The organism is Streptomyces sp. N35 (genome assembly GCF_016464295.1).
Lineage (GTDB): Bacteria > Actinomycetota > Actinomycetes > Streptomycetales > Streptomycetaceae > Streptomyces.
Genome location: NZ_JAEIMH010000006.1, coordinates 152,855 through 169,466, shown reverse-complemented (window position 1 = coordinate 169,466; position 16,612 = coordinate 152,855). Strand labels below are relative to the sequence as shown.

Annotated in this window: 35 protein-coding genes; 28 read left to right on the top strand and 7 right to left on the bottom strand. The window is 67.3% G+C overall.

The genetic code is table 11. The annotated features are described in order from the left end of the window. Positions 1 to 5 precede the first annotated feature (5 nt). The 7 genes from JAO81_RS05600 to JAO81_RS05570 all read left to right on the top strand — a co-directional run bounded on the left by JAO81_RS05600 (position 6) and on the right by JAO81_RS05570 (position 2,862). Positions 6 to 188: a Hin recombinase gene (locus tag JAO81_RS05600; protein WP_199546635.1), complete on the top strand. Its 183-nt coding sequence runs from the start codon at positions 6 to 8 to the stop codon at positions 186 to 188. An 85-nt stretch (positions 189 to 273) separates the two neighbouring features. Then, positions 274 to 1,131, top strand: a complete 858-nt coding sequence (locus tag JAO81_RS05595) for a hypothetical protein (protein WP_199546634.1) — start codon at positions 274 to 276, stop codon at positions 1,129 to 1,131. A gap of 154 nt (positions 1,132 to 1,285) precedes the next feature. Continuing rightward, the gene (locus tag JAO81_RS05590) at positions 1,286 to 1,510 is read left to right on the top strand and encodes a hypothetical protein (protein WP_199546633.1); all 225 of its coding nucleotides are present in this window, start codon (positions 1,286 to 1,288) and stop codon (positions 1,508 to 1,510) included. Beyond that, on the top strand, positions 1,507 to 1,746 hold the full coding sequence (locus tag JAO81_RS05585; RefSeq protein ID WP_199546632.1) for a hypothetical protein: 240 nt from the start codon (positions 1,507 to 1,509) through the stop codon (positions 1,744 to 1,746). Before JAO81_RS05590 ends, JAO81_RS05585 begins: the two co-directional genes overlap by 4 nt. After that, a complete protein-coding gene (locus tag JAO81_RS05580; RefSeq protein WP_199546631.1) occupies positions 1,743 to 1,997 on the top strand; it encodes a hypothetical protein in 255 nt (84 codons plus the stop codon). The genes JAO81_RS05585 and JAO81_RS05580 overlap by 4 nt, the downstream gene beginning before the upstream one ends. Next, positions 1,994 to 2,251: a LuxR C-terminal-related transcriptional regulator gene (locus tag JAO81_RS05575; RefSeq protein WP_199546630.1), complete on the top strand. Its 258-nt coding sequence runs from the start codon at positions 1,994 to 1,996 to the stop codon at positions 2,249 to 2,251. The genes JAO81_RS05580 and JAO81_RS05575 overlap by 4 nt, the downstream gene beginning before the upstream one ends. A 161-nt stretch (positions 2,252 to 2,412) precedes the next feature. Further along, a complete protein-coding gene (locus JAO81_RS05570; RefSeq protein WP_199546629.1) occupies positions 2,413 to 2,862 on the top strand; it encodes a hypothetical protein in 450 nt (149 codons plus the stop codon). A gap of 79 nt (positions 2,863 to 2,941) precedes the next feature. Here JAO81_RS05570 and JAO81_RS05565 read toward each other — a convergent pair whose 3' ends face one another. Further along, positions 2,942 to 3,898, bottom strand: a complete 957-nt coding sequence (locus JAO81_RS05565; RefSeq protein ID WP_199546628.1) for a DUF389 domain-containing protein — start codon at positions 3,896 to 3,898, stop codon at positions 2,942 to 2,944. A 140-nt stretch (positions 3,899 to 4,038) separates the two neighbouring features. Here JAO81_RS05565 and JAO81_RS05560 point away from each other — a divergent pair, with 140 nt between their 5' ends. Beyond that, positions 4,039 to 4,311: a hypothetical protein gene (locus JAO81_RS05560; RefSeq protein ID WP_199546627.1), complete on the top strand. Its 273-nt coding sequence runs from the start codon at positions 4,039 to 4,041 to the stop codon at positions 4,309 to 4,311. Between the two features lie 161 nt (positions 4,312 to 4,472). Here JAO81_RS05560 and JAO81_RS05555 read toward each other — a convergent pair whose 3' ends face one another. The 5 genes from JAO81_RS05555 to JAO81_RS05535 all read right to left on the bottom strand — a co-directional run bounded on the left by JAO81_RS05555 (position 4,473) and on the right by JAO81_RS05535 (position 6,903). After that, entirely contained in the window at positions 4,473 to 4,919 is a 447-nt protein-coding gene (locus JAO81_RS05555; RefSeq protein WP_199546626.1) for a hypothetical protein, read from the bottom strand. A gap of 159 nt (positions 4,920 to 5,078) precedes the next feature. Continuing rightward, complete coding sequence (locus JAO81_RS05550) at positions 5,079 to 5,483, bottom strand: DUF6221 family protein (protein WP_199546625.1); 405 nt, start codon at positions 5,481 to 5,483, stop codon at positions 5,079 to 5,081. Further along, positions 5,480 to 5,890 (bottom strand): NUDIX hydrolase, encoded by a 411-nt coding sequence (locus JAO81_RS05545; protein WP_199546624.1) that lies wholly within the window; start codon positions 5,888 to 5,890, stop codon positions 5,480 to 5,482. Before JAO81_RS05545 ends, JAO81_RS05550 begins: the two co-directional genes overlap by 4 nt. Next, on the bottom strand, positions 5,887 to 6,525 hold the full coding sequence (locus tag JAO81_RS05540; protein ID WP_199546623.1) for an NUDIX hydrolase: 639 nt from the start codon (positions 6,523 to 6,525) through the stop codon (positions 5,887 to 5,889). Before JAO81_RS05540 ends, JAO81_RS05545 begins: the two co-directional genes overlap by 4 nt. Positions 6,526 to 6,657: 132 nt before the next feature. Further along, positions 6,658 to 6,903 carry a hypothetical protein gene (locus JAO81_RS05535; protein WP_199546622.1) on the bottom strand — a complete coding sequence of 82 codons (246 nt, stop codon included), beginning with the start codon at positions 6,901 to 6,903 and terminating at the stop codon, positions 6,658 to 6,660. 461 nt (positions 6,904 to 7,364) lie between these two features. Between JAO81_RS05535 and JAO81_RS05530 the strand changes: the two genes are divergently transcribed. The 18 genes from JAO81_RS05530 (at position 7,365) to JAO81_RS05450 (ending at position 15,136) form a co-directional block, all read left to right on the top strand. Then, positions 7,365 to 7,544: a hypothetical protein gene (locus JAO81_RS05530; protein ID WP_199546621.1), complete on the top strand. Its 180-nt coding sequence runs from the start codon at positions 7,365 to 7,367 to the stop codon at positions 7,542 to 7,544. A gap of 87 nt (positions 7,545 to 7,631) precedes the next feature. After that, positions 7,632 to 7,871 (top strand): hypothetical protein, encoded by a 240-nt coding sequence (locus tag JAO81_RS05525; RefSeq protein WP_199546620.1) that lies wholly within the window; start codon positions 7,632 to 7,634, stop codon positions 7,869 to 7,871. A gap of 36 nt (positions 7,872 to 7,907) precedes the next feature. Beyond that, a complete protein-coding gene (locus JAO81_RS05520) occupies positions 7,908 to 8,051 on the top strand; it encodes a hypothetical protein (RefSeq protein WP_199546619.1) in 144 nt (47 codons plus the stop codon). A 75-nt stretch (positions 8,052 to 8,126) separates the two neighbouring features. After that, positions 8,127 to 8,294 (top strand): hypothetical protein, encoded by a 168-nt coding sequence (locus JAO81_RS05515; protein WP_199546618.1) that lies wholly within the window; start codon positions 8,127 to 8,129, stop codon positions 8,292 to 8,294. A gap of 63 nt (positions 8,295 to 8,357) precedes the next feature. Then, positions 8,358 to 8,588, top strand: coding sequence for a hypothetical protein (locus JAO81_RS05510; RefSeq protein ID WP_199546617.1), 231 nt, complete (start codon positions 8,358 to 8,360; stop codon positions 8,586 to 8,588). A gap of 22 nt (positions 8,589 to 8,610) precedes the next feature. Further along, entirely contained in the window at positions 8,611 to 8,820 is a 210-nt protein-coding gene (locus JAO81_RS05505; RefSeq protein WP_199546616.1) for a hypothetical protein, read from the top strand. A 156-nt stretch (positions 8,821 to 8,976) separates the two neighbouring features. Next, positions 8,977 to 9,219, top strand: a complete 243-nt coding sequence (locus tag JAO81_RS05500) for a hypothetical protein (protein WP_199546615.1) — start codon at positions 8,977 to 8,979, stop codon at positions 9,217 to 9,219. Continuing rightward, on the top strand, positions 9,219 to 9,380 hold the full coding sequence (locus tag JAO81_RS42235; RefSeq protein WP_233414935.1) for a pRL2-8: 162 nt from the start codon (positions 9,219 to 9,221) through the stop codon (positions 9,378 to 9,380). The genes JAO81_RS05500 and JAO81_RS42235 overlap by 1 nt, the downstream gene beginning before the upstream one ends. Beyond that, positions 9,374 to 9,610 carry a hypothetical protein gene (locus JAO81_RS05495; RefSeq protein WP_199546614.1) on the top strand — a complete coding sequence of 79 codons (237 nt, stop codon included), beginning with the start codon at positions 9,374 to 9,376 and terminating at the stop codon, positions 9,608 to 9,610. Before JAO81_RS42235 ends, JAO81_RS05495 begins: the two co-directional genes overlap by 7 nt. 25 nt (positions 9,611 to 9,635) lie before the next feature. After that, positions 9,636 to 9,809, top strand: coding sequence for a hypothetical protein (locus JAO81_RS05490; protein WP_199546613.1), 174 nt, complete (start codon positions 9,636 to 9,638; stop codon positions 9,807 to 9,809). Further along, entirely contained in the window at positions 9,800 to 10,942 is a 1,143-nt protein-coding gene (locus JAO81_RS05485; RefSeq protein WP_199546612.1) for a hypothetical protein, read from the top strand. The genes JAO81_RS05490 and JAO81_RS05485 overlap by 10 nt, the downstream gene beginning before the upstream one ends. Further along, positions 10,942 to 13,050: an FtsK/SpoIIIE domain-containing protein gene (locus tag JAO81_RS05480; protein ID WP_199546611.1), complete on the top strand. Its 2,109-nt coding sequence runs from the start codon at positions 10,942 to 10,944 to the stop codon at positions 13,048 to 13,050. The genes JAO81_RS05485 and JAO81_RS05480 overlap by 1 nt, the downstream gene beginning before the upstream one ends. A 200-nt stretch (positions 13,051 to 13,250) precedes the next feature. Further along, positions 13,251 to 13,520 (top strand): hypothetical protein, encoded by a 270-nt coding sequence (locus JAO81_RS05475; protein WP_199546610.1) that lies wholly within the window; start codon positions 13,251 to 13,253, stop codon positions 13,518 to 13,520. A 2-nt stretch (positions 13,521 to 13,522) separates the two neighbouring features. After that, positions 13,523 to 13,897 (top strand): hypothetical protein, encoded by a 375-nt coding sequence (locus JAO81_RS05470; protein ID WP_199546609.1) that lies wholly within the window; start codon positions 13,523 to 13,525, stop codon positions 13,895 to 13,897. A gap of 15 nt (positions 13,898 to 13,912) precedes the next feature. Beyond that, positions 13,913 to 14,365 carry a hypothetical protein gene (locus JAO81_RS05465; protein WP_199546608.1) on the top strand — a complete coding sequence of 151 codons (453 nt, stop codon included), beginning with the start codon at positions 13,913 to 13,915 and terminating at the stop codon, positions 14,363 to 14,365. An 11-nt stretch (positions 14,366 to 14,376) separates the two neighbouring features. Further along, positions 14,377 to 14,544 carry a hypothetical protein gene (locus tag JAO81_RS05460; RefSeq protein WP_199546607.1) on the top strand — a complete coding sequence of 56 codons (168 nt, stop codon included), beginning with the start codon at positions 14,377 to 14,379 and terminating at the stop codon, positions 14,542 to 14,544. A 94-nt stretch (positions 14,545 to 14,638) separates the two neighbouring features. After that, complete coding sequence (locus tag JAO81_RS05455) at positions 14,639 to 14,779, top strand: hypothetical protein (protein WP_199546606.1); 141 nt, start codon at positions 14,639 to 14,641, stop codon at positions 14,777 to 14,779. Between the two features lie 78 nt (positions 14,780 to 14,857). Next, on the top strand, positions 14,858 to 15,136 hold the full coding sequence (locus tag JAO81_RS05450; protein WP_199546605.1) for a hypothetical protein: 279 nt from the start codon (positions 14,858 to 14,860) through the stop codon (positions 15,134 to 15,136). Positions 15,137 to 15,203: 67 nt separating this feature from the next. On the opposite strand, the gene JAO81_RS05445 is transcribed toward JAO81_RS05450, so the two are convergent. Then, the gene (locus JAO81_RS05445; protein ID WP_199546604.1) at positions 15,204 to 15,443 is read right to left on the bottom strand and encodes a hypothetical protein; all 240 of its coding nucleotides are present in this window, start codon (positions 15,441 to 15,443) and stop codon (positions 15,204 to 15,206) included. A 333-nt stretch (positions 15,444 to 15,776) separates the two neighbouring features. Here JAO81_RS05445 and JAO81_RS05440 point away from each other — a divergent pair, with 333 nt between their 5' ends. Next, positions 15,777 to 16,376, top strand: a complete 600-nt coding sequence (locus JAO81_RS05440) for a hypothetical protein (RefSeq protein WP_199546603.1) — start codon at positions 15,777 to 15,779, stop codon at positions 16,374 to 16,376. Continuing rightward, complete coding sequence (locus JAO81_RS05435) at positions 16,373 to 16,612, top strand: hypothetical protein (protein WP_199546602.1); 240 nt, start codon at positions 16,373 to 16,375, stop codon at positions 16,610 to 16,612. The genes JAO81_RS05440 and JAO81_RS05435 overlap by 4 nt, the downstream gene beginning before the upstream one ends.

The window sequence follows — 16,612 nt, the reverse complement described above, 5'->3', positions numbered from 1 at the left end:
CTCACATGGCCAGCGATACACAGCGCGCCTGGTGCAACCGGCCCGGCCACCCCAGCCCCTGGAAGGCCTCGAAGCTCACCGGCCGCCAACGCGACGAAGTCAGGGAGCGACTCGCGAACGGCGAGAAGGCCCAAGACCTCGCCCCCGAGTACGGCGTGACCGCACGCCACATCCGCGACCTCGCCTGACCGCCCCGTGACCGCAGCAGCGCACCGCCCGGGAGCAAGCCGGGCGGTGCTACCCCGAGTCCACCACGAACCCCAGGAAGTGACCATGAACCTCGGTGAACTGATCACCGCCCTCGAAGCCGCCGACCCTACGGTCACCGTCCGACGCGGCTTCACCAACCCGCACTCCTACCGCGGCGACTACATGGAGCTGGCCTTCGAGCCCACTGCCAACGTCAGCGTCGGCGCGATGCTGGCCGACGCCCGATCCGCGCTCGGCGCCACGTTCCAGGGCTACAAGGGCGGCGACTTCGAGATGCGTGAGTACACGTGGTGCTGGCTGTCCGAGTACGGCGACGCGTCCAACGAGACGATCAGCCCGCTCGCGTTGGAGGCGATGCTCGCCGACACCGTGCAGCCGGCCGCCGCGACGTCTGCGCCCGCCGACCCGGGCCTCCGCGACCGCATCGCCCGCGTCATCCACCGCACGGTGCACCCCGAAAGCGACTGGGGCCAGCAGGTCAGGTTCGGAATGCACCAGCAGTACCTCAACGTCGCCGACGCTGTGCTGGCCGTCTTCCCCGCGCCCGCCGACCGGGCCGCCGTGCTCCGCGAGGCGCTCGCGGCAGCCGAGGCCATCAACGCCCGCTTCCCGTTCGGATGCAGCGGGACCACCGTCGTCGAGGAACTCCGGCGGCTGGCCGACGAGGCGCAGCAAACCGAGGACCAGTGCGTGTGCGGACACCTCATCGACCAGCACTTCGAGGACGTGTGCCAGGTCGGCGACTGCCCCTGTCAGGACGCTCTCACTCCCGAAGGCGCAATAGGACGCGCCGCCCGAGATCGCCGCTGGAAGCGAGAGCGCATCCGCTGCGGGCACGTCGACATCGTCTACGGCCGCTGCACCCGCTACATGGACGACCACGACGACGAATGCGTCCACGAGAACCAGCCCGCCACCTGACCGCCTCCGGGGCGGTGGCTGCCGGCCGCCGCCCCACCCCAACCCCTCCCGAGGCCCCGGTGATCCACCTCGTCGCCGCAATCCCCGCCCTCTGGTGCGCAGCCGTCATCACCTGGTTCGTGCACCACCAACGCGCACACGACAGGAGCAACACATGCCCGACCCCACGCCCCGCATCGTCAGCGTCGCCTACTTCATCGAGTACCGGCCCGCACCCGGTCAGCCCTGGCAGAAGACGCCCAAAGCAGCAGCCTGCGAAGTGAAGGCCGATGCCCTGCGTCTCCTCGCGTACCGCCGCGAGCACCAGGCCAACTGGGAGCACCGGCTGATGCAGCGCGTCACGACCGTGACCGAACAGCCCGCCGAGGAGACACCATGACCCGCCCCGAGATCATCGCCCGCCCGTTCTGGCTCCAACGCGACCACGACGTGTCCGGCGTCTCCGGCACCGGTGTGGTCGCCCACGGCGTCCTATGGCCCGACGGCACCGCGTCCGTCCGCTGGACCGGGCCCCGCCCCTCCGTCGTGTTCTGGGACTCGATAGCCGACGCGCTCGCCGTACACGGCCACGGAGGACACACCCGCATCGTGTACGCCGACGAGGAGCAGCCGTGATCGAGTTCCTCGGCGACTGCGTCACCGCCGTCATCATCACCGCCGAGGTCACGTCCTCGTTCTTCTACCTGATCCGGTGGATCAGCCGCTCCACATTCGCCGCCGCGCTCGTCATGATCCGCTCCCTCGCCAGCGAGCGGTACGGGTGGGCCATGTTGTCCGCCGCGACTGCGGTCGTCATGGCGTCGGTGTGGTGGGACGAACACCCCGAGCGCGTACGACCGGCCGTCGGCAAGAGCACAGGGACGTGAACACCCCCAGCGTTCCCGGCCAGCCCCTCACCACCGGGCAACTTGACGCGCTCCGGCTCCTCGCCTGCGGCTACTCCGGCAAGCAAATCGCCCTCCGCCTGGGCAGCACCGAGTCGGGCATTCACCAACGGCTCTACGAAGCCACGGTCCGGCTCGGCGCACAGACGCGTACCCACGCCGTCGTGATCGCTCTCCGGCGCGGAGACATTCGCTTCGATGACCTCACCTCGCACACGTGGGATACCCACGCCTGAACCGCAGCCACCCTCGGTGGGCGCTCGCAGGCCGAGTGTCAACCATTGGCCGCAGGTTGCCATCTTTTTATGAGCGCGACTACGCGGGAAACGGTGTGGACTGCGCGTCAGAGCCCGACCCATACGGGCGGTTTCACACATGGTGGGGAGTGGATTTCCAAATGAAGCTGGCCAAAATGACAACGATCGCGCTTTCGAGTGCGGCCCTGGTGCTCGCGATCTCCGGAGTTTCCCAGGCATCGGACAACACTGAATCCCCCGCACCGGTTGACTCGTCCTCCGGCGTGGTCGTTGACGATGGCTCGGGAGGTGTACAGGCCCGGGATGGTGGTGGAAATATCGGTAACGGGTATCTCTACACGGCGGCCGGGTCGGATTTCGTTAACACCAAGTACAGCAAGAACGGTGGAAATCCTGTCACGGTGCGCCTGGGATACAAGGTGAATGGTGTCATCAAGCAGCTCACCGCGTACAAGACCATCGGCACGGGGCAGAGCTACTACCACCGGTGGTACACCACGGGCGCCAACCCGAGCAAGGTTTGCGTGCAAGGGTTCATGCAGTCCAAGGACGGCACGCCTTACGTAACGAAGCAGTTCGGGAAGTGCTGACATTTAGTCGCGATGAGGGTCTGCGCTCGATACGAGCGCAGACCCTCATCACTTCATGACGACTGTCCTCCCGTCACCTTCACGCGCCGGAGGTTCTCCGGGCGGCCGGCCTGATCCGCAGTCCGAAGCGGGCCCAAAGGATTCGTTGGACAATCAGCGTGGCGACTCCGGCGACGATCATCCCTGCCAGGTTCACCCCGAGCTGCTTGAAGGAAGCGCTCACCTCAGCCCAATGAGCCAGCGGGATTGCCACTGCGATGTTGCCGGCCGCGGGCACGGTGGTCACCGAGATGAAGACCCCCACCAGAGCCGACGACTTCCCAGCCGTCAGGGACATGATTCCTGCGATGCCCGCAAGGACCGCGACTATAAAGGACCAGCGGTCGGGATGGATGATGAAATCGGTCTGAGGTCTGCCATCGAGCATGTCCGGCGTCACCCACCCGAGAAGCCGGCTGACCGCGGCGCATGCCGCGGTGACGGCAATGGCCACGGCGAAGCCGATGACCAGCGCGCGTATCGCGGTGACCGACAGGGGAAGGTCACGCTTCAGAACACCGAAGCAGAGTGCTGCGACGGGCCCGAACTCCGGGCCAAGGACCATGGCTCCGACGATCAAGATCGGCTGATCGAGGAGTACACCGATGGCCGCGATCTGCGTTGCCAGCGCGAGGAACGTGAGGTAGGACCAGCTCACCCGTGTGTCGGCTGCGACGCGGGCGGCGAGCTCATCCCACACCACAGCATCCTCGGGGTCGCCCGGAGCTGTGTCCTCGGCGATTTCCGCTGCGGTGGAGATCGACAGATCGAGCTGCTCCACGGTGATACCGCCCGTGTCCTTCAGCCCGAGGCTGCGGAGCTGCGCGAGCACAGGGTTGGCGGCTTCTCTGGCCACATCGAACTCGACGACGTCACCGGGTGGCGATTGCGCGGCACCCAGGAACTTGATCGTGTTGACGGCGCCGGGGCACTCCTCGGCGATCCGCAGCACCTCATCAGTACGTGCGGGGGGACTGATCACTCTGACATGCAGCACGGTACGCATTGTGCCCTGGGCAGGGAGCGTTCGGGATTGCAGGTCAACGGCCGGCTGTCGCCTGGGCCCGTCCCGGTCGGCGGCTAAGCTTCAGGCACCGACTGCTGCAGGGTCGGCAGGATCGTTAGAACGGTGGAACAGTGTCCTCGCAGATGGCCATCGGAGTTCTCGTTATCGTGGCGGTGCTCGCGATTCGAACTGCCGTGGCCGAGGGAAGGTCCAAGGGCTCCGGGCTCAAACACTGGAGCTTCCTCGGCAACCGCTGGGCCGCCACGGCCGGTGCATTCGCTTTTGTCGGCATGACCATCGCAGTGGTTGTGTCCGGGGCCGACTGGGGAAACGTCGCGTGGGCGCTGCTCGCCGGTCTGCTCAGCGCCTTCATCATTGACCAGCTCACCAAACAGCAACCCTGAGGGCATCCTGCGGAGTATCAGTCCCCGTCCGTACCATTACGCGCGCCGCTTGACGTTCAACTGGCTGGCGTTCGTGCGGTGCGGGGAACCGTACCTTCGGGTACACGAGAGCCCCGAACCTCTCCCAGGGTTCGGGGCTTCGTCGCACCTCGGGCCATGCGCTACATATCGCGCCAGAATGCGGGGGCGGCGCACTCACCCAGCACGGGATCGCCCCATTCATTCCTGACCATGAAGCATTCCCTCATGAGGAAAAAGTCCACGTTCGAAGCGAAGTTGTAGTCGAATGTGACGACCTTGCCAGCCCCTAGAGTGTTCGTGACGACCTCGGGACGGTGGCCGCCATCCTTGTAGTATGCGTCGATCTTCAGTGCGGCGCCCTTGCCGTCGCCGACGGTATCCTTGACCTCCCCGTACAGGTGGAATCGGCGCTCTGGGTTTTGCCACAGATTGCCGTGAGCCCAGACACCCTTCAGGTCACCGTTGTTGCCGGTGATGTCCCAACGCCCGGTGTCTGCTGCTTGCGCGGGACTGATCGAAAGCGCCAGCACTGCCGGCATCGCCGCCAGCGTGAACAGGCACTTCCGCAGGTGTCGCTTAAGCTTCACGAGCCCTCCGTGATCGTCGAGTTTGAGTGGCAGGTCAAGATCTCAACGCCACCCCCGACGCGTCTTGGAGAAAAGCGCACCACAGCAGACCAGTCACCGGCGAAGCACGGCAGCAAAGCACCCCTCCGGCCGGGATGAGACGTTCGCGATGAGGGGGCTCTACAACCCCCAGCGCTCGGCGTCATAGCCGGGCCGGTCCGCGTAGGGCAGGGCGAGCAGGCGCAGCGTCTTGCAGGGGTAGAACGGCTCGCCGCCTCGCACGTCGCAGGCCATGCACACATCGCCGTCCACGTAGTCCATCTCGCCGGGCGCGTGCAGGTCGAGCAGCTGCCGCTTGACGTCGATCTCGCGCAGCACCCGCGCCGGATTCTGGCGGGCCACGTGAGCAGCGTCGGCCGGCCGGGGGCATTCGATCAACGTGCTCCCGTACTCACCCTGATACACCGCCTTGGGGTCATCATCGGGACTGTCGCCCAGAGCCCATGGACCCATCTCCGCAGCACGGATCGCGATGGCCTCGTCCTCGTCGAGCTGGGCGCCTAGCCACTGCACGAGATCACTCATCCTGTAAGCGTCTCATCCAGGTACGCCTGCACCGGCTCGAACAGCCCGTAAGGCACGTACTCCGGGATCTCCGCATGGGCGACCCAGGCGATGGCGTCGAGCTCGTCCGCGTCGGCGACGAAGGCTCCGCCTTCGACCGGCTCGCACGCTGTGTACGACATCTCGCGTCCGGTCTTCGGGTGCACGCGCTGACCGAGCAGCTTCACGGCCTTCACCGTCAGGCCGGTCTCCTCGAGCGTCTCGCGCACCGCGGCCTCTTCGGGGATCTCGCCCGCCTCGATACCGCCGGCGGGGAACTGCCACATCAACTCGCCCTCAGAGATGCGCCGCCGCACCATGAGGACACGGCCGTCGTCGACGATGATCGCCGCGGAGATGCCGGGCTTGTCGGTCGTGGTCTCGTTCATGCTGCAGCCTCCAGTGCGGCCATGATCGGCGGATAGATCTTGTCGGCGGGAATGAACTTGGGCAGGTCCCGTATCGCTACCCAGAGGACGGCCGAATTTTCAACGGCATCGGCGTTGACCGCTTCGCCGGTGAGGTAGTCCGCCAGGAAGTAGCAGGCCATGACGCCGGTTTGAGGGTGCAGGCGTTCCCCGAGCTGCTCGCGGACCGCGGCATGCACGCCCGTCTCGGCTGCCGTCTCCTGGATGGCGACGTCCTCAGGGTGCGCGCCGGGCTTGACCATGCCAGCGGGGAACTGCCAGCGCAGCCGCTCGTCCCCGCGCCGGCATACGAGGAGCACCTCGTTGCCGCGCACGACGATGGCGATGGCGACCCGGAGGGCTTGGGCCTGCATGCCGCCACCGTTGGAGCGGGCGGAGCTGACGAACCGTGTACGCACAGCCTCACCTGCCCTTTCGTATGCGGTATCGAGCACGGCCTGGATCTCAGAAGTCGGTTTAGTGGTCGGCTTGTTGTGCCACGAGGCCACGGTGCGGACGCCGATGCCGAGACGTTCAGCGAACCGCTCGTTCGTGTCCCGGAACGCATCCTGCAACGCGGTCGCGAGCTGGCCGGTCCACGTGTCGACGACGTCCACTATTCGGCCCTCGCGGCGGGTCCGGCGGAGAGTTGCACTGTGGGTGCGTGATCCCTGCACTGCGGCTGCACTGTGCGCGCATGTTGACCAGCGCGCCGTTCCCGTTGACTCGATGGCATGAGGAACTCCCGTTCATCTGCCCTTGGCGATCTGCTCCGCCCTCTGCGCGGTGACCCCGCCCATGATCGAGCCGACCTCCCGGTACGTCCGAATGCCGCCGTCGTACAGCTCGACCGCGATCCGTTGGCGCACCTTTCGGAGCTCCGCATCGAGCCGGGCTTCGACGATCACAGTCGCCTCGAACCGATGCGTCGGGTCGCTGATGGCGTCAAGTTCGTCGATCAGCGTCGCGATCGCTGGCTCCAGGGCGTAGGTCATGTCGAGAGCGTAGGGGCGGAACACGCCACCTTCAAGTGCACGCTTGACAGCGCGAGTTGGGGAGGTCTAGCTTCGTTCACATGGCCTTCAAGTCGAAACTTGAAAGCCGAAGTCGTCCACTCTCACCGGACCTGGTCCGCGGGCGACGAGCACAACAAAACAAAACGGGCCGGACAACGCGACTCTCACCTCGCGTGCCGGCCCTGACCAACAGGTTCTGAAGAGGAGACCCTGATGGCTGTATCTGAGCTTACCGCTGCCCCTGAGCGGCGCGTTTCTGCGGGTGTCGACAACCCCGCCCCTGCCGTTCACCCGCTTATCGGGTCTAGTGAGTGGGCTGCGGCGTTCATTCGTGTGGAGCTTGAGTCCGCGCACGGCCCGCTGGAGCTTCAGCTGGCCGTGGCGCGACTGCATCGGCTCATCGACAGGACAGCCGCCTCCCTGAAGCAGGGAGTGCCGGCATGAGCGCCACCGTGACCTCCCGTACCCGCCGTGTCGTCATTGCCCGATTCTCTGCCGGGGGTCCGCGTGGTTCGTGGCCGGCGGAGGAGTTCGCGCAGGCCCGCCGTGTTGTGGGCGAGCCGGCCGAGGTCGTGATGGATCTCGGGTCGGACGAGTTCCTGGTCGTCGTCCCGGCTTAGCCCTGATCCCCGCGGCCCGCGGGTGCTCACCTCCCGGCCTCGCTGCCCGCGGACCCACCCCCCTTGCGTCCCTGAGAGGACCCCGCGATGTCTTCGTTCCTGTTCGACGCCGACCTCGGCGCCACCGACTTCGGCCGTAAGGCCCGCGAGCGGGTGTCGGTCGCGGATACCGCAGACGCCTACGCCGCGCAGCTGATCTCCGAGTATCGCGAGGCCGTCGCATCAGGCCGCCGCGACCTGATGCAGCTGATCCGTGAGCACGCCGCCGCGATCGACCCGCTGCTCGTCGACGAGCTCGACGGCTTCGACTACCCGGCCGCCGCCTGAACCGTCCCTCATCCCTGCCATCGAGAGGAGCCCGTCATGGGCAACGAGCAGCAGACCGTCGACCTGACCACTCCGGAGAACGTCGCCAAGGGCCAAGAGGTCTACGACCAGGTCACGTCCGGCCAGTGCCGCGACGTCACCCAGGAGCTCGACGCCGCCTACGGCCGCAAGCAGGACTGACGGCTACCCGCCGGGCCCGTCTCGCACGGGCCCGGTTGAGGGGAGTCGGGACAGTCCCGGCCCAGGAAGGAAGCCATGGGGATTTTCCGCAGGAGTTCGACCGAGTCGCGTGCCGAGCTGCAGGACTCCCGCCAGGAGCTGGAGCGAGTGTCCCGCGGTCAGCGCGAGGAGACCGGCGAGTACCTCGCCGCGAACGACCGTGTCGTCGTCGCCGAGAAGGCCGCCAAGGCATCCCGTCGCTGACCCGACCCGCCCACACCACCACCGTTTCGGGGCCGGACACCCGGCCCCAGGAAGGAGCCCTACATGGATCAGCAGCAGCTCGACGACATTGGCGCCCGTATCGGCGAAGCAGCAGCCCAGTACTCGCCCGCGCACCGTCCGACGCCGGAACAGGTCGCGACGGCAGCTTCGATCCTCCGCGACATGCTCGCCGCCGTCCGCATCCACGGCGTCACCTTCGCCGACTTCGATGCCGTCGCCGACTTTCCGCGCCTTGCCATCCAGCTCGCGCAGCAGAGCACCAGCGAGCGCTGACCCCACCCGAGAGGAGCCCGTCATGGGCTTGTTCCGATCCGCCTCATCGGGTGCTCGACGAGAGACCCGATCCGAGCGCCGCGGCGGTGAGGCTCGCACGGCCTCCGCCCGCCGCAGTGCCAGTGAGGCGCGCATGTTCCAGGACGCGGAGCGCGCCAGCAAGGAACGCTCCGCCGGCTTCTGGGACGACTACGAGCGCCGCAACGGTGCCGGCTCCGTCGACTGGACCTGACCCCCGAGAGGAGCCCGCGATGGCCCGCTACACCACCGAGTCCGGCAGCGAGGTCGAGGTCGAGCCCGACGGCGACTACGCCATCACCTTCTCGATGCGGCTGCCCGACCCCACCCCCGACGACACCGACGAGAACTGACCCGGAAGGAGCCCGTCATGGCTAAGCCCGCATGGCTGCAGAGCCAGATCGACGACCGCGCCCGCACCGCCGACGCCCTGGGCGCTGCGGCGGACCAGATGAACACGTGCCGGAGCATCGCCGCCGGCATCCAGGCAGAGGGCCGCGATCACACGGCTGACCCGCAGTGGCGGAGCGCCGTTCGCGAATGGCACCAGATGGCAGACGCGCACGGCATCGACGACCACGACATCAGTGCCGAGGTAGCACGCCGCCGCTGATGAAGACGCCGCCGGGTGAGTGCCCGCAGTGCTGGCATCACGCCCACGACCGGGACGCGCACCGGCATCTCGCGCCGCGGGAGGACTGCCCGCAGTGCGTTGACCACATGATCCACGGCTGCCGCAGCCGCGTACCGAAACCCAAATCCCGCTGGTGGTGACCGCCACTGGCCAGCCCGAGAGGAACAAGTTCATGGGTCTGTTCAGCCGCAAGTCCGCCGAAGCCCTCGATGACACCGCCGCTGCCATGCACCGCGCCGGCACCCGGTTCGGAGGCGACAAGGGCGGCCGAGCCGCCGACACCGTCGCCAGTACGACGCTCGGCCCGATCCGTTCCCGCATCGACGAGGACTGCACCCGCTGCGCACGCGGCAAGTGCAAGAGCCACTGACCCCATCCCCTGAGAGGAGTTTGTCGTGAGCTGGTCGTCCTGGCTGCTGTGCCTCGTACTCGCCGCACTCACCGTCCACTACCCGTGGCTGCTCGAGGCGCCGATAGCCGGGGCGACAGCCGCCGCTCAACAGCCTGCCCTGCTCGTCGCAGTGGCCGTCACGATCCTCGGCCACAAGATCCACCGGAGGTGGGCGTGATGCGCGCCCTTGACCACCGCGACCTGAACATGTGGCAGTACGCGGTGCTCGGTGTCGCCACGGCGCTGATGCTCGCCGTCGGCGGGTTTGGGGCGTGGGGCACGTACAGCAACGTGCAAGCCCAGTTCCACCGGGAAGCCACCGCGGCCGGTGTTGTCGCCGCCGGTGAGGGTCTGGCGCTGGTCCTCGCCCTGACGATGCTGTGCCTCACCATGCTCGACCAGCCGTCGCCGAGCATCGTCCGTATCGGCCTGTGGCTGGCCCCAGTTGGGGCGTGCGCAACAGGCGTGATGATCGCCCGCAACATCGGCGAGGCCGTCGTGTACGGCATCACCCCCATGGCCATGAGTGGCGCCGCCGAAGGCCTCGGCCTGATCGCCCGCCGCGTCAACACCTACCGGACCGGTGTCGATGCCGAGCAGCTGAGGCGCAACGCCGACACGGTGCAGCGCATCGCCTACAAGCAGGCCGTCGCCCAGCACCACCCCGACGAAGAAGTGCGCGACGCCGCCTTGCGCGAGAGCTGGAAGCTTGCCGAGAAAGCCGGCCGCGGCGACAACGCCCTCGGCCTGGACCTCGTCGACGTTCAGCGACAGCGTCTCCGCGATGGCGCCGACGCCGCACTGTCCAGCATGTACGGGCGCAGCGAGCCGGCCGTCCTCCCGGATGCCGATCGGTCCGCCCAGGCGGTCCTGCGCCGACGCTTCGCCGAGATGGACCCGGCCGACGCCATCCAGATCGCACACGAGGCGCAACCCGGGCTGCCCCCTGCCGAGTTGGCTTCTCTGCTGATCACCTACGGCGTCGTCGTCGATGCCGTGCAGGTCGCCCTTGTACTTCGCGGCGAGCCGGTGAGGACGACCATCGACCGGGCGCCGCAACAGGGCGCAACACCTGTTGCGCCCCTGGTCGGTCAGCCTCAGCCCGTGCTCACGAAGTCCGACGCGATCCGGGATGTTGCGCTGTTGCTCGGGCCTGATGCGCCGGCGAAGGACATCGCTGCCGAGGTCGAGAAGCGGCATCACCTCGAGGTCGAACCCAACTTTGTTCGCTCCGTCCTCTCCCGCAAGCCGAAGACCACCACAACCGCCTCCGACCCTCAGGTCGGCCAGGGCGGAGGGGGCTACAACTGATGACCACCACCATCGAACCCGTCAGCCTGGCGAAGGATGACGAAGCCGTCATCGCCGCAGCCGAGGAGGTTGTCGAGGCCGTTGACCGCGCCGATAACCCGCTGGCCGACTGGCTTACCGTCCCCGACACCCCGGTCCTGCCGGCGTGGGCACGGAACTGGGCCACCTTCCGCGCCAACCACACGGCGCTGTGGAAGGCCGCATGGTGGCACGCCCGCTACCACGGTCTGCGCAGCCCCAAGTACGGCGCGAAAGTCGTCGGTTACTCGGTGCGGGGCGCCTACCGGGGCGGGCGCCGCCTGTGGCCCGTTCTTGCAGCTCAGGACCACAGCCGGACCGTCAAGGCACTGGCCGCACAGTCGAAGGCCAAGCCCGACGACGCCAGCCTCGCCATGCAGCACCAGATGGCGCACCGAGCGCGTACCGAGGCGCGCCGCTGGCGGTGGACCACTGCCGTCCTGCTCGGCGGCGCCGCGGCCGGCGCCCTGTCGTTCGCTTCGCTCGGCCTGCAGACCCTCGTCGGTTGCATGGCGTGCGCAGGATTGACCGCGATCGGCTGGTCCAGCGAGTCGCAGATCCTCGACCACGCCTGCCCGCCGCTGCGGATCGACATGTCCGCGCAGCAGCTCAACGACGCCCTGCGCGCCGTTGGGCTGTTGAAGCAGGGCAAGGGCGACGACGAAGGCCCAAAGGTCACGTGCATCGTCGGACCCATCCGCGACGGAAACGGCTGGTCGGTCATCTTCGACCTGCCCCGCGGCGGCGGCAAGAAGGCCGCCGACGTCCTGGCTAAGCGTGATGACATAGCTGCTGAGCTCGGCGTTGACGAGATTCAGGTCATCATGTCCCGGGTCCGTGCGGCCAAGGGTGGGCACGCCGGCCGGGTGTCCATGTGGGTGGCGGACGAAGACCCGTACCTGCTCGATGGCGAGCCGAAGAACAACTCTCCGCTGCTCGCCATGGATTCGTTCTCGGTTTGGAACCCGATCCCGTTCGGCCGTGACGCCCGCGGCAACCGCGTTGACCTGCCCATCATCTGGCAGTCCATGTTCTTCGGCGGCCTCCCGAGGCGCGGCAAGACGTTCTCTCAGCGGCTCCTCACCGCCGCTGGGGTGCTGGATCCGTGGGCACGGCACTACATGGCCGACGGCAAGGGCGGCGCCGACTGGATCCCCCTGCGTGCGATCGCGCACCGCCTGGTCATGGGCGCGGAAACGGAGGCGATCGCCGCGCTGAAGGCCATGCTCAAAGAGCTGATCACGGAAATGGAGCGGCGCTACGCCCTGTTCCGGTCCCTGCCGACGTCCCTCTGCCCGCAGGCCAAGCTCACTCCGGAGATCCAGAAGCGGTACAAGCTGCCGTTCATCTTCGTCACCATCGACGAGCTGCAGGAATTCCTCACCGCGATGGACAAGGAAGAACGCGACGAGGTCATCAGCGACCTGTGCCGCATCGCCCGCCGCGGCCCCAGTGCCGGGTTCATCAGCAACTTCGCGTCGCAGCGGCCCGACGCCGAGTCGGTCCCCACCAAGCTCCGCGAGATTGTCACCATCCGGTACTGCACCCAGGTCATCGACCAGACCAGCTCCGACATGGTCCTCGGCAAGGGCAAGGCCGCCCAGGGCGCAGACGCCTCTGTGCTGTCCGAGGAGCACCAGGGCGTTGGTGTGCTGGTCACAGGGCCCGCCTCATTCCTCACCGCTCTGGCCGACTACCTCGACGGCAGCGCCTTCACCGCCCTGTGTGCCCGGGGCCGCGCCCTGCGCAAGGAGATCGGACAGCTCAGCGGCGACGCCATCGGTGACGTGCCGGCCGCAGCCGACGAGCAGGGCTACCTCATCCCGCCCGTCATCTCCGACGTGCTCGAGGTGATGCGGCACAGCGTGCGCATCTTCACCACCGACCTCCTCGCCGGACTCGTGCGGCTCGACGAGGACACCTACGGCGACTGGGACGCGGAGCAACTCGCCGCTGAGCTCGACAAAGCCGGCGTCCGCCGCTCCAGCAAGCAAGTAAAGATCGGCGGCGAAAACCGAGCCGGCTACCAGCGCCGCGACATCGAGGACGCCGTACCCATCGAGATCCTCAACGACCTTGCCGCGGCATGAGGTAGGGCCCCCGGGCACTACCAACCCCACTACCAACTCAATATCAACACCCCTCTACCCGGGGGCCCTCAAGTAGCGGGACCCCTTTACCCCGGTAGTACCCCCGGTAGACCCCTCTGACCTGCGAGGTAGTGCCGGTAGAGGGGGTACGGCGCCGCGCCAGATCACCTGCTGAACACCACCTTGGAGGAGCACTCCCAATGCCGATCAACAACGAGGATGACGTCAACCCCGCGGAGGCCGCGCGGATCGTGTGGCTCGCAGCCCGTAAGGAGATCCGCGAGTCCCGCGGCAAGTCCGGCTACCGCTTCGAGCGGAAGATCGACCGGCTCCTCGACCGGGCCGCGATCCGCGAGGACGACAAACGCTCCATCCGGCGCGAAGTCGAACAGGCCAAGCGCGACCAGGAGTACGCGAAGAAGCGCGACAAGGCCGTCGACAGGGCCACCCGCAAGACGAGCTGGTGGTGACCATGAGCCTCTTCAACCGACGCCCGAAGTTCTCCGACATGCCCACCCCTGAAGAGGAGTACCTCCGCAGCCAGCAGCGGCGGCAAGAGTTCGACAACGCCGCCCGACGGAAGGAAGCAGCCCGTCAGCGCGCCACCAAGTGGCAGGCCGAAGAGCAGCGCGCCGCCTCGAAGCCGCGGATCAAGAAGGTCGGCACCCTCCGCAAGGTCGGTCGCAACAAGTGGCAGACCGACGGCTGGGAGATCGACGTCCCCACCGGGAAGCCCGGCCGCGTCGTCGAGAGGAACGTCCAGCACCGCGGCTCGCTCCACGGGCTGACCATCCAGGACCTGTGCCGCGCAGCTCACGGACCCCGCTGCAACTGCACCCGCCGCTGACCACGAGGAGAGACCATGACTCAGCCGTTGCCCGACCGGCTGCCCCACCGCACGGCCGGGCAGTGGTACGCCGACCCGCAGCGTCGCGGCGAGCTTGAGCTCGCCACCGAGAAGCGCATCATCTACGTCGCGGACCCGCGTAATCCGACGCTGTTCGTCGGCGTCGACCGCAGTGTCCTGCCCGCGACGTTCTTCGAGCCGCCCCAGCCGCCGCCCACTCCGCAGCGGTACGGCATCGACCCGCGCGCCCAAGTCCTCGCCGCAGGTGGTGCGTTCGCCGCGGGGGCCGGCTGGGGCGCGGCCCAGGTGTTCAGTGCCGTCGCAGGGTTCGGCACCGGCGGAATGCTCGCCTTCGCCCTGCTGTTCCTCGCAACCCGCATGCCTGCCCGCGCGATCCGAGGCGGCGACACGATCAACAACATCAAGAACTACAACCGCTGGTGGGGCCGCAGCTCCACCCACAACTGAGGGAGAACACCATGTTCGGTAAGGCCAGCAAGTCCGCCATCAGCGACCGCACCGACGACAAGGAACTGCTGCGTCTCCTTGCGAAGCAGGCGGAAGAGAAGAGCAAGACTGGGCCGAAGAAGTCCGAGGACCGGCTCCACTTCGTCATCAACGGACTCCTCGACGAGATGGAGAAGTGACTCGGGACGTAACCCGCACCTCTGGCCCGCCGTTGGTCCCCAGATGATGACGTTGGGGATTGAGGGCGGGCCGTGTGATGGGCGGGAGGTCACGGTGCCGGTGGTCGAGGGCGGCCGGCCCGCGGGGATGCTCGAGCTAGGCGGTGAGGTGTACGTGCTTCGCATGTTCGGCGCCGAACCACACGAGCAGGCGGACTGGCACTACTGCCACCTCGACCCGCAACCGGCGGCGTAGTCCACCGAGTTGCAGCGAACCCGCCATGCCGGCGATACCGAGGCCGCTACCATCCCGCCAAGCACATTGGGGGGAAACATGAGCAGACGCACTATTTGGATCATCGTGTCCGGCGTCCTCGCGGCCATCGTCATCGCCGGCGGTGTCGTCTGGTACCAGGCTCAGGCCTATGACGACCTCGTCGCCGACTGCCGCCAGGCGCTGGCCGCACGAGCGGATACACCCGAGGTCGAGGGCAAGCCGACCGCCTGCCAGGGCGTCGAGAAGGACGACTATCGAGGGCTGGTACTGGAAGGCATCTTCGACAACATGTCGCCGGAGGGCCGAGACACCGTGGACTGGCTCACTGACGACTGACAGCAGCACCAGCACCAGCAGCGGCCCGCTCCCGGGTTCCGGGGCGGGGCCGCTGTCGCGCGGTGGGCTACTGCTCCGGGCCTTCGTAGAACCCGTCGAGTTGCACGTTCAGCTCTGCCAAGTCCGGGTGCTCCGCGATCTGACGTACCTCCGCCTCGGTGAGCGTCTCGGTGAGCTTGCGCATGGATCGGACCGCTAGCCCCGCCTGCGCGGTCATCTCCAGTTCGGCCGCCCTCTTCCTGTGGAGGCTCGCCAGGATGCGGAGTTGTCGAGCACGCAGCTCGTAGGGGTCGATGGGCTCGCTCATGCACTCATTGTCACCGTCGGTGCCGTGTCATGGCTGCTGTGCGCCATCTGTGACCGCGCGGCGAAGGCGCGGCCGTCGGTTGCTGATCCGGGTGGCTTTCGGCTTGCTCGAGCCCTTGCGGCGCGCTGTGGCGGGAGCCGTAGACAAAGCCGTGCTGGCCGCCCTTCGAAGTCACCATGGAGGCCTCCTGTGTTGGTGGTGTTCTTCGATGGTGTACCGGTGGCGGCAGGGTCGGCAGTGGGCGTGGCGACGAAAGCGCCTGAATGTCCTACGATTCAAAGGTGATAGCGGTTCTGTGCTATTGATTCCGGTGCTACCTGAGGGGTGTTGGGGATGGCGGGAGGATCCGCGCCGTACCGGCGCAAGGACCGCGCCAAGAGCGCCGAGTTCGCCGCGATCATCTTCGACCTACGGCTCAAGGGGCTCAGCCTGCGCGAGATCGATGCCCTGTCCCGGACCCCCGACGGGCCTACCGGCGGACATCGAATCAGTGTCACCACCGCCAAGGAACTGATCTACGCTGAAGCAGCGCGGCGCGTCGACCCCCGCCTTGAAGCCTGGCGTGCCATCCAGGTCGAGCGACTCGAAGCCGGCCTCGTCCGGCTCGACGGGCTCGAAGAGGCGGCGCGAGGAGTGCTTGAGCGCGAGCACGTCACCGTCAACAACGGGCGGATCATCAGTCTCGACGGCGAGCCGCTGCCCGACGACTCGTTCGTCCTTCAGGCCATCGACCGCCTCACTCGCATTGAAGAGTCGCGTCGACGCACCAACGAATCCCTGCGTAAGATTCTCGGCCTTGACGCTCCCGCGCGATCCGAAGTTCAGGTCACCGAGGTCACCCAGCAGGACATCGAACTGCAGGAGATGATCCGGGACGCCAAGGCCGCGGTGCAGCTGGAGGAGCGGCAGATCCTCGACGGCGGTGACGCGTGACCCGCGCGACGTACTTTCTCGACTCCTTTGTTCCGGCCTGGCTGCAGCATGACGGCGGCTACCGGGCCGCGATCACGCAACACCTCCGCGATCGTCTCGAGCATCAAGGGTACGAAGTCGCTGCACCCCTCCGCATTCGGCCGGTTGCGAGCCCCGTGCCGGCTCCGGTCGGAATGCTGATGCTGCGCGTCGAGACGGAGGTTGAAGAGTTCGACGTCGACATGGGCGGGCTCTGA

Bases quoted from the DNA above. Each gene is read 5' to 3' on its own strand.
- JAO81_RS05600 (WP_199546635.1), top strand. From the start codon at position 6: ATGGCCAGCGATACACAGCGCGCCTGGTGCAACCGGCCCGGCCACCCC.
- JAO81_RS05595 (WP_199546634.1), top strand. From the start codon at position 274: ATGAACCTCGGTGAACTGATCACCGCCCTCGAAGCCGCCGACCCTACG.
- JAO81_RS05590 (WP_199546633.1), top strand. From the start codon at position 1,286: ATGCCCGACCCCACGCCCCGCATCGTCAGCGTCGCCTACTTCATCGAG.
- JAO81_RS05585 (WP_199546632.1), top strand. From the start codon at position 1,507: ATGACCCGCCCCGAGATCATCGCCCGCCCGTTCTGGCTCCAACGCGAC.
- JAO81_RS05570 (WP_199546629.1), top strand. From the start codon at position 2,413: ATGAAGCTGGCCAAAATGACAACGATCGCGCTTTCGAGTGCGGCCCTG.
- JAO81_RS05550 (WP_199546625.1), bottom strand. From the start codon at position 5,483: ATGAGTGATCTCGTGCAGTGGCTAGGCGCCCAGCTCGACGAGGACGAG.
- JAO81_RS05545 (WP_199546624.1), bottom strand. From the start codon at position 5,890: ATGAACGAGACCACGACCGACAAGCCCGGCATCTCCGCGGCGATCATC.
- JAO81_RS05535 (WP_199546622.1), bottom strand. From the start codon at position 6,903: ATGACCTACGCCCTGGAGCCAGCGATCGCGACGCTGATCGACGAACTT.
- JAO81_RS05530 (WP_199546621.1), top strand. From the start codon at position 7,365: ATGAGCGCCACCGTGACCTCCCGTACCCGCCGTGTCGTCATTGCCCGA.
- JAO81_RS05525 (WP_199546620.1), top strand. From the start codon at position 7,632: ATGTCTTCGTTCCTGTTCGACGCCGACCTCGGCGCCACCGACTTCGGC.
- JAO81_RS05520 (WP_199546619.1), top strand. From the start codon at position 7,908: ATGGGCAACGAGCAGCAGACCGTCGACCTGACCACTCCGGAGAACGTC.
- JAO81_RS05515 (WP_199546618.1), top strand. From the start codon at position 8,127: ATGGGGATTTTCCGCAGGAGTTCGACCGAGTCGCGTGCCGAGCTGCAG.
- JAO81_RS05510 (WP_199546617.1), top strand. From the start codon at position 8,358: ATGGATCAGCAGCAGCTCGACGACATTGGCGCCCGTATCGGCGAAGCA.
- JAO81_RS05505 (WP_199546616.1), top strand. From the start codon at position 8,611: ATGGGCTTGTTCCGATCCGCCTCATCGGGTGCTCGACGAGAGACCCGA.
- JAO81_RS05500 (WP_199546615.1), top strand. From the start codon at position 8,977: ATGGCTAAGCCCGCATGGCTGCAGAGCCAGATCGACGACCGCGCCCGC.
- JAO81_RS42235 (WP_233414935.1), top strand. From the start codon at position 9,219: ATGAAGACGCCGCCGGGTGAGTGCCCGCAGTGCTGGCATCACGCCCAC.
- JAO81_RS05480 (WP_199546611.1), top strand. From the start codon at position 10,942: ATGACCACCACCATCGAACCCGTCAGCCTGGCGAAGGATGACGAAGCC.
- JAO81_RS05475 (WP_199546610.1), top strand. From the start codon at position 13,251: ATGCCGATCAACAACGAGGATGACGTCAACCCCGCGGAGGCCGCGCGG.
- JAO81_RS05470 (WP_199546609.1), top strand. From the start codon at position 13,523: ATGAGCCTCTTCAACCGACGCCCGAAGTTCTCCGACATGCCCACCCCT.
- JAO81_RS05465 (WP_199546608.1), top strand. From the start codon at position 13,913: ATGACTCAGCCGTTGCCCGACCGGCTGCCCCACCGCACGGCCGGGCAG.
- JAO81_RS05460 (WP_199546607.1), top strand. From the start codon at position 14,377: ATGTTCGGTAAGGCCAGCAAGTCCGCCATCAGCGACCGCACCGACGAC.
- JAO81_RS05450 (WP_199546605.1), top strand. From the start codon at position 14,858: ATGAGCAGACGCACTATTTGGATCATCGTGTCCGGCGTCCTCGCGGCC.
- JAO81_RS05445 (WP_199546604.1), bottom strand. From the start codon at position 15,443: ATGAGCGAGCCCATCGACCCCTACGAGCTGCGTGCTCGACAACTCCGC.
- JAO81_RS05440 (WP_199546603.1), top strand. From the start codon at position 15,777: ATGGCGGGAGGATCCGCGCCGTACCGGCGCAAGGACCGCGCCAAGAGC.